Origin of the sequence: Bacillus sp. AP8, from assembly GCF_000321185.1 — a bacterium.
In the GTDB taxonomy this organism is placed as follows: domain Bacteria; phylum Bacillota; class Bacilli; order Bacillales; family DSM-1321; genus Bacillus_AD; species Bacillus_AD massilioanorexius.
In genome coordinates this window covers 90915-103386 of record NZ_CAPG01000037.1, presented here as the reverse complement: position 1 = coordinate 103386, position 12472 = coordinate 90915, and the positions used below count along the sequence as shown (strand labels likewise).

The following is a 12472-nucleotide window of genomic DNA, read 5'->3' as shown; positions in this document are numbered from 1 at the left end:
TAATCCTATGGAAAAAATTAAAGTTCTTATTGTAGAAGATTCAGCATTTATGAGAAAACTCATAACAAGTTTTATTGAAGAAGATCATCGAATTGAAGTTCTGGGTATTGCGAGAAATGGTAAGGATGCAATTGACAAAATTAAAGTATGGAAGCCTGACGTAGTTACAATGGATATTGAAATGCCAATATTAAATGGGCTAGAAGCGTTACAAATAATTATGAAGGAATGTCCGGTTCCAGTTATTATGCTTTCGAGTTCGACAAAACAAGGCGCAGAAAATACCTTTTTTGCTATGCAAAAAGGCGCGTTTGATTTTGTTGCTAAACCATCAGGGACTATTTCTCTAGATCTTCACAAAATTAAAGAAGAATTAATTGAGAAAATAGTAGCTGCAGGTAAAACAGATATTAAATTATTGCAAAAATCTACATTAATTAACAAAGCAACACTGTTAAATAACACAATTTATAGTAAAATGGAACCAACAAAGAAAAATATGGAATACAAAAATGAGTCTTTATCACCTGTGCAAGCTTTAAAAAAATCAAAAAAAATTGTTGCAATTGGTACTTCTACTGGTGGGCCAAGGGCTTTGCAGTCTGTGCTTACAAATATACCTGGTACTTTTGGTTTGCCAATATTAATTGTTCAGCATATGCCTGCTGGCTTCACTAAATCATTGGCTAATCGCTTAGATCATTTATGTGAAATTTCTGTAAAAGAAGCTGAAGATGGTGAAATTATCCAAAATGGAACAGCTTATATTGCTCCAGGTGGTTTTCATTTGAAAGTGTTAAGAAGTGGAAACCAGTTAGCGATTCATTTAGATCACAGTGACGTAAGAAACGGTCATCGTCCATCTGTTGATGTAATGTTTGAATCCATAAGCAAATTAAGTGACTATTCTACAATTGCTGTCATTATGACAGGAATGGGGAATGATGGTTCAAAAGGTCTGATTGCTTTAAAGAGTAAGCAAAAAGTAGTGTGTATTGCTGAATCAGAAGCGAGTTCAATTGTTTTTGGCATGCCAAAGGCCGCTATTGCTACAAATTTGGTTGACGTTGTGGAAGATGTTGAAAATATCGCACATGCAATTAATAAATATTGCTAAACATTGAGGGGTGCTGCTATATGGATATGAATCAATATTTAGAAGTGTTCATTGAAGAGAGTAAGGAACACTTACAAACCTGTAACGAACAGTTATTAGAGTTGGAGAAAAACCCTGAGGATTTGAAAATCGTTAATGAGATTTTCAGATCTGCTCATACGCTTAAAGGAATGTCAGCTACTATGGGCTATGAGGATTTAGCAAATCTTACTCATAAAATGGAAAATGTTCTTGATGCAATTAGAAATCATAAACTTTCAGTTTCTTCAGAAGTATTAGATGTTGTATTCGATGCAACGGATCATTTGGAAGAGATGGTAATGAATATTGCTTCTGGTGGAGATGGAAAAAGAGACGTGTCTGAAGTTGTAAATAAATTACTTGCAATTGAAAAGGGAGAATCTCCAATAGTAAAAACCGCAGCTGAAGAAGTTTCAGCGTCTGTTGCGAAAGAAAATGAAGCTCAAAGCTTTAAAAGTACATATGATGAATTTGACATTACGGTACTTGAACAATCGCAGGAACAAGGTTTTTCAAGCTATGAAATAACAGTTTACATAAGAGAAGATTGTGTGTTAAAAGCCGCTAGAGTGTTCATGGTTTTTGAAGTATTAGAGAAGCTAGGTGAAGTGATTAAATCTTATCCACCTGCGGAACAGTTAGAAGAAGAAAAGTTTGATTCAGAATTCACATTAACTTTTATTACTAAAGAATCAGTCGATGTGATTCAACAACATATTATGAAAATATCAGAAATACAAAATGTCATCATGAATCCAATTTCATTAGAAGCTATAAAAAATGCAGACCAAAATTCAGAAGATAATCAGGAAGTTATTCTTGAGGAAGAGATTGATCAAAAGCCAGCTGAGCAAGAAACTAAAAAAGAAGTGTCTTCAACTTCAAAGCAGGGAGCTAAAACGGCTAATCTAAATAAAACGATTCGTGTTAACATTGAACGGCTTGATATTTTAATGAATTTGTTTGAAGAATTAGTCATTGATCGTGGTAGATTAGAGCAAATTTCAAAGGATTTAGACAATCAAGAACTACATGAAACAGTGGAAAGGATGTCTAGAATTTCTGGTGATTTGCAAAATATTATTCTAAACATGCGGATGGTACCAGTTGAAACTGTATTTAATCGTTTTCCAAGAATGGTAAGACAATTGGCTAGAGATCTTAATAAAAAAATCAACTTACAGATTATTGGTGCTGAAACTGAATTAGATCGTACAGTAATCGATGAAATAGGTGATCCACTTGTGCATCTTCTTAGAAATGCCCTGGATCATGGCATAGAGACTCCGGAAGTTCGTTTGAAAAACGAGAAAAAAGAAGAGGGTACGGTTATATTAAAAGCGTACCATAGTGGAAATCACGTCTTTATTGAAATTGAAGATGATGGTGCTGGCATTAGTCGTCAAAAAGTATTAAAGAAGGCAATTGAAAAAGGAATTGTTACAGAAGTAGCAGCGGCAACTCTAAGTGATCGTCAAGTGTATGAACTAATATTAGCATCTGGTTTTTCTACTGCAGATAAAATTTCAGACGTATCAGGGCGTGGAGTTGGTCTTGATGTAGTTAAAAATACAATTGAATCATTAGGTGGGTCAATATCAATTGATTCAAAAGAAGGACAAGGGAGCATTTTTTCAATCCAATTACCTTTAACACTATCTATTATTTCCGTTATGCTAGTTGAAATTCAACAAGAGAAATTTGCTATACCACTTTCTTCTATTATAGAAACAGCAATCGTTAAGAAAGCAGATGTGTTAAATGCTCATAATCAAAGAGTGATTGATTTCAGAGGAAAAGTTGTACCTTTATTAGATTTAAGCACAATTTTTGATGTTCCAGTTACTCACCAAGAGGAAGAATACCTATCTGTTGTTATTGTAAGAAAAGGTGATAAAATGGCTGGCCTAATAGTAGATTCGTTTATTGGTCAGCAAGAAATTGTTCTTAAATCGTTAGGGAATTATTTGACTTCTGTATTTGCAATTTCAGGTGCGACCATTTTAGGTGATGGACAGGTAGCCTTAATTATTGATTGTAATGCGTTAATTAAATAATGTGCTATTCAAAATTAATAGTACATCTCATGTGAGGGGAGAGTTAAAATGACTCAATCAATTGGAGTATCCGATATGAAAGTAATTGTATTTCAATTAAAAGAAAAAGAATATGCAATTTCAGTCAATCATGTGCGAGCAATAGAGAAAATTGAACATATTACACGAGTGCCGAATACAGTCAATTTTATTAAAGGAGTAATAAATTTAAGAGGTGTTGTAACGCCTATTATTGATTTACGAACCCGTTTTGAATTAGAAGAAATTGAATATGCAGAACAAACAAGAATCATAATTGTAACAATTGAAGATTTAGAAGTAGGATTAATTGTGGATGCAGCTAATGATGTAATTGATATAAAGAGTGAAGATATCGAACCTCAGCCAGAAGTTGTAGGAACAGAGGAAGCTGAGTTTATAACTGGCGTTGCTAAAGTGGACAAAAGGCTTCTAATATTAATTGATCTAGAAAAAGTATTAAATCCCGAAGGACTATCTGAGCGACGTGGAGATGATTTGTAATTATGTCTTTTATTAAGGATATTCGAACAATACATCTTGATATTCTTAAGGAAATAGGAAATATAGGTGCTGGTCATGCCGCTACAGCTTTATCAACATTATTAAATAAAAAAATAGAAATGAATGTACCCAATGTTAGAATCGTTTCATTTGATGAAATGATAGAACTAACTGGTGGTGCAGATAATGTTGTAGCTTGTGTGTTTTTAAGAATTGAAGGCGATGCTCCTGGCAGTATGTTCTTTGTATTATCGCTTGAACAAGCAACAGATTACATAATCCAAATGACTGGAGATACAGATTTTTGCTTTGATAGACCACCTTTGTCGGAGCTTGCACTTTCAGCACTTCAAGAGGTTGGCAATATTTTATCGGGATCTTATCTATCTTCCTTATCCGATTTCACAAAGTTGAATTTATATCCGTCTGTTCCAGCATTATCTATTGAAATGGCTGGTGCAGTAATAAGTTTCGGATTATTAGAATTATCTCAAGTTAGTGATTATGCCATCGTAATAGAGACAGAATTAAGTGAGAATGATTATGATATTAACAGTGTAACTGGACACTTCTTTTTATTACCTGACCCGCAATCTTTTCAAACGATTTTTTCTGCTTTGGGGATTCCAATAGATGCTTGATAGCATAAAAATTGTTAAGGTCGGAATTGCGGATATGAATATTGTTCGTACTCCAAGTGTTATAAGAACAGCTGGGTTAGGATCTTGTGTTGGGGTTGTTTTGTATGATTTACGTAAAGAAATTGCAGGAATGGTACACGTTATGCTTCCAGATTCAGTTCTTGCAAAAGAGGGACAATTAAATACAGCAAAATATGCAGATACAGGTATAAAGGTCTTAGCGGATCAACTAGTAAAAGAAGGAGTTATGCCATGCTCTTTAAAAGCTAAAATAGCTGGTGGGGCACAAATGTTCCAGTTTTCAACGGGTAGTGATTTAATGAGGATTGGTCCCCGTAATGTAGAGGCTGTGAAAAGAGTTTTGAACCAACTTGGTATTGAACTCGTTGCTGAAGATTGCGGAGGAAATAATGGTAGAACGATTGAATTTAATCCGAAGACAGGTCTTTTATTAATTAGAACAGTTAATAAAGGAGTGAAAGAAATATAATGGTAGGTTCATATAAAATCAACATTATATTTGGATTAATTGGATTTATTTTATTTTTTACTACATCTTTATCGACAAGAAACATAATAGAAAATTTACTACAATCGTTATTTGCATTTATAATCTTTTATATTTTCACTTATATTTTTTGATGGTTATTTTCCTTAGCTATAAAAGATGAGAATGTAGATAATGATTCTATTATATATAAGAAATTTCATCAAGATGAAGAAGAGAACGAGATTAAACAACCTAGTAATGACATATTGCAAGAAGAAAAAATTGAGACTGTTACCACTTATGTGAAAGAACTGTTAAAAGATTAGCAGTCAATAATGTTACATAGATTGTTGGCTTTTTTTGAAATTTCATGAAAATGTTATGTCATATTGATAATAGAATCACGACCTTTAGTATTACTTTGAAATTCTTAGTGAAAATTCAACTTGGGTGGTAAGGAGGACGAATATGTCTCAAGTAACGTATGAGGAAGAAATGCAGCAGTGGCAACAATGGATTGAAACGAAAGATTCACAAGCAGGAGATTTTTTAGCGAAAAAATATATGCCTCTCGTTTCTTATCATGTACAGCGTATTGCAGTTGGCTTACCTAAGAATGTAAGTAGAGATGATTTGCGGAGTTTAGGGATGATGGGTCTTTTTAATGCGATAGAGAGATTTGATCCTAATAGAGATTTAAAGTTTGATACATATGCTTCTTTTCGAATTAGAGGAACGATATTAGATGGGTTAAGAAAAGAAGATTGGCTACCAAGAAGCGCAAGAGAAAAAACAAAGAAAATTGAAAATGTTATTGAAAAATTAGAACAAATCAAAATGAGAAATGTAACACCAGAAGAAATAGCTTTGGAATTAAATATTTCGCCGAATGAAGTTGTTGCTACTTTGAATGAGAATTTTTTTGCAACTATCATTTCTGTTGATGAAAATCCTATCGAGCATGAAGATAAAGAAGGCGCAGGGTTTTATTTTAAGGATGATAAATCTATATCCCCTGAGGAAAGTCTTATTCGTGAAGAGTTATATGAAGAGTTAGCAAAAGTAATTTCTACTTTAAACGAGAACGAACAGCTTGTGCTTCAGCTTTTTTATAAAGAGGAATTAACTCTGACAGAAATAGGACAAATTATGTGTTTGTCAACTTCAAGAATCTCGCAAATTCATTCGAAGGCAATATTTAAATTGAGAAATACATTAACAAAAATTATTTAGTTCATATAAAAAAGGTTAGATTGATTTATTCAACTGTCTGGATTCTTTTACTATAGTTCCTTATATAGTAGAAATGTTCACTTTGAATATGAAGATCATAATGATTCGCTTTTAATCAATGGTAAAATTTATTTTTAGGATTTTGATATCATTCATAAGAAAAGTATAATAGGCGTTTGCGTCTTTATTATATGAGGGGGCAAATCGAATGAACTCATTCTTTGAAGTTTTTGTTTCAAAAGATCAGCTTGAAGCTACAGTTTCACTAAGAGATGATATTCCAACAGATTTTCAGATTAGTAAAGAAGATTTTCTGGATTTTTTACGCGAGAGAAAAATCGTTTTTGGATTGAAAGCAGAGGCTATAGAATGCATTATTAGTCACCCTTTAGAAATGGATTATCCCATCGTAGTTGCGGAAGGGATTCTTCCGCAAAATGGGACTAGTGGATATTTGATTAATAAAGCTGTTGTAGAAAAAGAACCAGAGTCAGATGTGGGAAACAAAGCTTTTAACCTAAAAAATGTTATGAAAATTAATTCTGTCAAGAGTGGTCAACTTCTTGCTGAAATAGTCCAACCAACAATTGGAATTCCAGGTAAAAGTGTATACGGTATACCAATCCCAGCTAAAAATGGTCGACCATTAACTTTACGACCAGGAAAAAATGTCATCTATCATTTAAATAATGTTTTCGCTACCATTGATGGACAAATATCAATAAAACCCAATACGATTAATGTGTTTCCTGTTTTTGAAGTAGACGGTGATTTGGACTTGAAAACAGGTAATATTGATTTTATAGGTAATGTTATTATTCATGGCAATGTTCCATCAGGATATACAATTAAAGCTGGTGGAGATATTAGAGTAGATGGACTTGTTGAAGGTGCTGAATTGATTGCTGGTGGTTCAATCGCTATTTCTGGAGGTATAGCAGGAGCAAATCGTGGTTATGTAGAAGCGGGCGTTGGCATACAATCAAGCTATTTGAATCAAGCTAATTGTAAGGCTGGCCAAGAGATAGTGGTGGATTCTTCCATTTTGCACAGTCAAATTGAATGTAGTGGGAGTGTAATATGTCGAAAAGGTCATATTATAGGAGGAAAAATAACAGCATTCAAACATGTAGAAGCTGCTGATATTGGAAATTATCATTATATGCAAACTTTGCTTTTTATTGGTCAACCGAATAATCATATGGATGAAGAAAATAAGATAATAAAGCAAATGAACGAAATAGAAGAATCTTTACATAAATTAAAAACATTATCTACGCGATTGAATAACAGGTTAATTGCTAATGGTACACTAACAAGTCAAGAAAGTTTATTATTGGATAAACAGAATATAACTGTTAATTCTCTTAATGAAAAGTTAGCTGAATTACAAGAGCAATTGAATGATATTAGAGAAGAAAGTTCAAAAAATGAAATTCCTTATTTAAAAGCAACGGGTGAAATATTTCCGAATACCCAAATATACTTTGGAAAATATTCGAAACCTATTCAAAATAATATGCGTTCTGTGAAAATATATATGGATCACGGTGAGATTGTTTCTATTCCTTTATAAGGGATAAGGGGGATACTAATGAGTTTAAAGGCAATTGAAATGCAAGTTGCTCTTCCAAGGACGCAAGATGCTGGGAAAATGCAAGAACAAATCCAACAAAGAAGCCAAATTGCTCATGATTTAGCAGCACATGAAATGCAAAAGGAAGTTGAAAAACAAGAAAAGTCAGTAATGAAATATGAACAAAAGGATAAGCTGCACCTTAAGGAAGATGAGGAATCTCCATACGAAGGAAACTCACAAGGTAAGGATATGAATGGAAACAATCATAAAGAGAATAAACAAGAAGAAAAGATAGTAAAAGTGGTACATCCTTATAAAGGAAACACAATTGACTTTTCTGGATAGAGGTACATATGATAACAGCTATTATTATCATCAGTTTAATTTTACATTGCATCAGTATTATTACCATAATTACATTATATTTAAGACAAAATAGGTTTGTAGAAACCGAAAAAAAGATTGAGAAGCTACAAATGGAGCTTGATGATACATTACATGCGTATATACTTGAAATGAAGGAAGAAAATGAGAAAATTCTATCTGCTTTTACATATTTAAAAGACCGGGATAAAGTGCTTCAGCCTAGTAAACAAGAAAGAGAAAAGCCTTCCATTCAGGATGTAACAGATGGCAAACACTATGTTGAAAATTCCAATCAAGAAAATAAAAAAATTGTTGTAAAGCCTTCTAAAAAATGGGCTACTTCAGCGTATAAAGCAAATACAATGCAGGAAGAAAAAAGAGAAAGTAGCTTAATTGCAACTGCTGAGGGAGTTCAAGATCGCATAGAAATGAGTAATAGAAATCAAGAGTTGAAAGTTAACAGCGACCAATTCGCTGATAAATCATTTAAAAACACATTTCAAGAACAATTAACGTTGCATAATCGACAAAAAGAAGAAAAAGTTGAAGATCAGGTATTACAATTGAAAAAGGATGGCTATAATGTAGAGGAAATTGCTAAAAAGTTAAAAAAGGGAAAAACGGAAATTGAACTTTTACTAAAATTTCATTCATAAAATCTCTTGATTATCATAGAAGGCTATGCTATATTATTTCATGGTGTTAATACACACGTTCAAGGATTCATTCGATAGGTGCTGGAAACAGTTTTTGAATGAAGATGAGTTGAACGGAGGAAAATAAAACCTAGGAGGAAACAAACATGTCAGTAATTTCAATGAAACAATTGCTTGAAGCTGGTGTACATTTCGGACACCAAACTCGTCGTTGGAACCCAAAAATGAAGAAATATATCTTCATGGAGCGTAATGGTATTTATATCATTGACCTACAAAAAACAGTAAGAAAAATCGAAGAAGCTTATAACTTCGTTAAAGAAGTAGCTGCTAACGGTGGTACTGTTCTTTTCGTTGGTACTAAAAAACAAGCTCAAGATTCAGTTAAAGAAGAAGCAATCCGCGCTGGTCAATACTATGTAAACCAACGTTGGTTAGGTGGTACTTTAACAAACTTTGAAACAATCCAAAAGCGTATTGCACGTCTTAAAGATATCGAAAAAATGGAAGAAAACGGAACTTTCGAAGTTCTTCCTAAAAAAGAAGTTATCCAACTTAAAAAAGAGCAAGAACGTTTAGAAAAATTCCTAGGCGGAATTAAAGACATGAAGGGTCTTCCTGATGCAATTTTCGTAATCGACCCTCGTAAAGAGCGTATTGCTGTTGCAGAAGCACATAAATTAAACATCCCATTAGTAGGTATCGTTGATACTAACTGTGATCCAGATGAAATTGATTATGTAATTCCTGCTAACGATGATGCGATTCGTGCTGTTAAATTATTAACTGCTAAAATTGCTGATGCAATTCTTGAAGTTAAACAAGGTGAAGACCTTTCTGAAGCACCTGTTGCTGAGGAACAAGCTTAAGTATAGCTAACAAAAAGGTGATAAGAGGATAATGCCTTTTATCACCTTTTTTTAAGGAAAGTAACTTAAGCAAAATATATGATTACATCATATATTGGTAAAATGAAAAGGAATGAATCCTCTACATTATTGTAGATATGACTTCCAAAAATCCAACTGTACATGAACCTATTTTAAGGCTTAGACGTACATAATTATAAAGGAGGCCCTCCATAATGGCTATTACTGCTCAAATGGTAAAAGAACTTCGTGAAAAAACTGGTGCTGGAATGATGGACTGCAAAAAAGCACTAACTGAAACTGATGGTAACATGGAAGCTGCAATCGACTACCTTCGTGAAAAAGGTATCGCTAAAGCTGCTAAAAAAGGTGACCGTATCGCTGCTGAAGGTTTAACTTATATTCAAGTTGAAGGAAATGAAGCAGTTATCTTAGAAGTAAACTCTGAAACTGACTTCGTTGCTAAAAACGAAGGGTTCCAAGTTTTGGTAAAAGAACTTGCTGCTCATCTTCTAGCTAAAAAACCTGCATCTGTAGAAGAAGCTCTAGCTCAAACTATGGATAATGGTGCAACTGTTGAAGCACACATCAATGAAGCAATCGCTAAAATTGGTGAAAAATTAACTTTACGTCGCTTTGCAATTGCTACTAAATCAGATGCTGATGCATTTGGTGGATACTTACACATGGGTGGACGTATCGGAGTTCTAACTGTTCTTGAAGGATCTACTGACGAAGCTGCAGCTAAAGATGTTGCTATGCATATCGCTGCATTAAAACCTCTTTACATTTCTCGTGATGCAGTTACTGAAGAAGAAATTGAAAGAGAGCGTAAAGTATTAACTGAACAAGCTCTAAACGAAGGTAAGCCTGAAAAAATCGTTGCAAAAATGGTTGAAGGTCGTCTTGGTAAATTCTTCGAAGAAATTTGCGTATTAGACCAAGCTTTCGTTAAAAATCCAGATCAAAAAGTTGGTCAATTCATCGCTACTACTGGTGGTAAGCTAACTAGCTTCACTCGTTTTGAAGTAGGAGAAGGAATTGAAAAACGTGAAGATAACTTTGCAGAAGAAGTAATGAGCCAAGTTAAAAAAGGCTAATCTATAGTTTGTTTTTAAATAAGAAATTGTAACATGGGATTTGGATTATTATCTAAACCTGGTTTGCATACTTTTCTTATTATTGGCGATTTAATAGGGGACACATTGTGTTCCCTATTTTTTGAAGAAAAGAAGTCTATAATATAAGTTCCTTTTCATGCTATGTTAAGGAGATTGAAAGTTGGAGGTTCTCATGAGTAGCGCTAAATATAATCGAGTTGTATTGAAATTAAGTGGAGAAGCATTAGCTGGAGAAGAAGGTTTTGGTATTAATCCAGCTATTATTAAGTCTATTGCTGAGCAAGTGAAAGAAATTGCTGAACTAGATGTGGAAGTTGCTGTAGTCGTTGGTGGCGGAAATATTTGGAGAGGTAAAATTGGCAGCGAAATGGGCATGGATCGTACGACAGCAGACTATATGGGTATGTTAGCAACAGTTATGAACTCTCTAGCATTACAAGACAGTTTAGAAAACTTGGGTATTGAAACTCGCGTTCAAACTTCAATAGAAATGAGACAAGTAGCAGAACCTTATATCAGAAGAAGAGCAGTACGTCACTTAGAAAAGAAACGTGTTGTGATATTCGCGGCAGGTACTGGTAATCCATACTTCTCTACCGATACAACTGCGGCATTAAGAGCAGCAGAAATTGAAGCCGATGTTATTCTAATGGCTAAAAATAATGTTGATGGCGTGTATAATGCGGACCCTCGTAAAGATGATAATGCAATTAAATATGATCAATTATCATATTTAGATGTTTTAAAAGAAGGTTTAGAAGTTATGGATACAACTGCATCTTCTTTATGTATGGATAATGACATTCCACTAATTGTTTTCTCTATTATGGAGCAAGGAAATATCAAACGTGCTGTAATGGGTGAAACAATTGGAACAACAGTTAGGGGGAAATAATATGGCAAAGCAAGTAATCGCTTCTACTAAAGAACGTATGGATAAAGCAGTGCAATCACTGTCAAGAGAATTAGCAACAATTCGAGCTGGAAGAGCAAATGCTTCTATTCTAGATAAAGTGACTGTAGATTATTATGGAGCTCCAACTCCTATTAATCAGCTGGCTGGAATTTCAGTTCCTGAAGCTCGTCTTTTAGTTATTCAACCTTATGATAAAACAGTGTTAGGTGAAATTGAAAAAGCTATCTTGAAATCAGATCTTGGATTAAATCCATCCAATGATGGTTCAATCATTCGTATAGCAATCCCAGCTTTAACAGAAGAACGCCGTAAGGAATTAGTTAAGCTTGTAAAAAAAGAAGCTGAAGAATCAAAAGTGGCTGTTCGAAATATCCGTCGTGATGGAAATGATGATCTTAAAAAACTAGAGAAAAATAACGAAATCACTGAGGATGAGCTACGTGGTTATTCAGATGATATTCAAAAAATTACGGATGCTCATATCGTAAAGATCGATGATGTAGCGAAGGAAAAAGAAAAAGAAATCATGTCAGTATAAAAGATAAACATGAGGTTTTGTAAAAAGCCGGCTTTTTCTATAAACTTCAAGTTTCGTTTAAAGGGAAAATTTATTACCGATAAAAGCGGAATAAAAGTGCAGCAGGGGGGTGTCTACGAAAGCATTGCTTTTGGGACACTCCTTTTTTTGTAACAATAAGCGACTGTTAATAGTCAGCTAAACAAAATAAAGAAGTTTGTCTTATATCGTGAAACAACTTTATTTCTTACAAATGAAAAAGTTATTTTTCATTTGTAAATAAAATGGTGAAGTTTTTTCTAAAAATCGCAATATTAGAAATAGATTAAAATAGTTATTTTATCATAATTTATGTTAAACAATACAT

At 33.6% G+C, this 12472-nt stretch carries 13 protein-coding genes; all 13 read left to right on the top strand.

What is annotated here, in order from left to right:
- The first annotated feature begins 7 nt into the window (after positions 1 to 7).
- The 13 genes from BN349_RS10620 (at position 8) to frr (ending at position 12126) form a co-directional block, all read left to right on the top strand.
- The gene (locus BN349_RS10620) at positions 8 to 1117 is read left to right on the top strand and encodes a protein-glutamate methylesterase/protein-glutamine glutaminase (protein WP_019242290.1); all 1110 of its coding nucleotides are present in this window, start codon (positions 8 to 10) and stop codon (positions 1115 to 1117) included.
- Between the two features lie 20 nt (positions 1118 to 1137).
- Positions 1138 to 3195, top strand: a complete 2058-nt coding sequence (locus BN349_RS10615) for a chemotaxis protein CheA (protein WP_019242289.1) — start codon at positions 1138 to 1140, stop codon at positions 3193 to 3195.
- A 48-nt stretch (positions 3196 to 3243) separates the two neighbouring features.
- Entirely contained in the window at positions 3244 to 3717 is a 474-nt protein-coding gene (locus tag BN349_RS10610; RefSeq protein ID WP_019242288.1) for a chemotaxis protein CheW, read from the top strand.
- A gap of 2 nt (positions 3718 to 3719) precedes the next feature.
- Positions 3720 to 4358: a chemotaxis protein CheC gene (locus BN349_RS10605; protein WP_019242287.1), complete on the top strand. Its 639-nt coding sequence runs from the start codon at positions 3720 to 3722 to the stop codon at positions 4356 to 4358.
- Positions 4351 to 4848: a chemotaxis protein CheD gene (locus BN349_RS10600; protein WP_019242286.1), complete on the top strand. Its 498-nt coding sequence runs from the start codon at positions 4351 to 4353 to the stop codon at positions 4846 to 4848. Before BN349_RS10605 ends, BN349_RS10600 begins: the two co-directional genes overlap by 8 nt.
- 468 nt (positions 4849 to 5316) lie before the next feature.
- Complete coding sequence (locus BN349_RS10590) at positions 5317 to 6081, top strand: FliA/WhiG family RNA polymerase sigma factor (RefSeq protein WP_019242284.1); 765 nt, start codon at positions 5317 to 5319, stop codon at positions 6079 to 6081.
- A 208-nt stretch (positions 6082 to 6289) separates the two neighbouring features.
- Positions 6290 to 7657, top strand: a complete 1368-nt coding sequence (locus tag BN349_RS10585) for a FapA family protein (protein ID WP_019242283.1) — start codon at positions 6290 to 6292, stop codon at positions 7655 to 7657.
- 18 nt (positions 7658 to 7675) lie between these two features.
- Positions 7676 to 8005, top strand: coding sequence for a hypothetical protein (locus BN349_RS10580; protein ID WP_019242282.1), 330 nt, complete (start codon positions 7676 to 7678; stop codon positions 8003 to 8005).
- Positions 8006 to 8013: 8 nt separating this feature from the next.
- On the top strand, positions 8014 to 8682 hold the full coding sequence (locus BN349_RS10575; protein WP_019242281.1) for a hypothetical protein: 669 nt from the start codon (positions 8014 to 8016) through the stop codon (positions 8680 to 8682).
- A 146-nt stretch (positions 8683 to 8828) separates the two neighbouring features.
- The gene (rpsB, locus tag BN349_RS10570) at positions 8829 to 9551 is read left to right on the top strand and encodes a 30S ribosomal protein S2 (protein WP_019242280.1); all 723 of its coding nucleotides are present in this window, start codon (positions 8829 to 8831) and stop codon (positions 9549 to 9551) included.
- A gap of 215 nt (positions 9552 to 9766) precedes the next feature.
- Positions 9767 to 10651, top strand: coding sequence for a translation elongation factor Ts (gene tsf, locus BN349_RS10565; protein WP_019242279.1), 885 nt, complete (start codon positions 9767 to 9769; stop codon positions 10649 to 10651).
- 193 nt (positions 10652 to 10844) lie between these two features.
- Positions 10845 to 11567 (top strand): UMP kinase, encoded by a 723-nt coding sequence (gene pyrH / locus BN349_RS10560; RefSeq protein WP_019242278.1) that lies wholly within the window; start codon positions 10845 to 10847, stop codon positions 11565 to 11567.
- A gap of 1 nt (position 11568) precedes the next feature.
- Positions 11569 to 12126, top strand: a complete 558-nt coding sequence (frr, locus tag BN349_RS10555; protein ID WP_019242277.1) for a ribosome recycling factor — start codon at positions 11569 to 11571, stop codon at positions 12124 to 12126.
- Positions 12127 to 12472 lie beyond the last annotated feature (346 nt).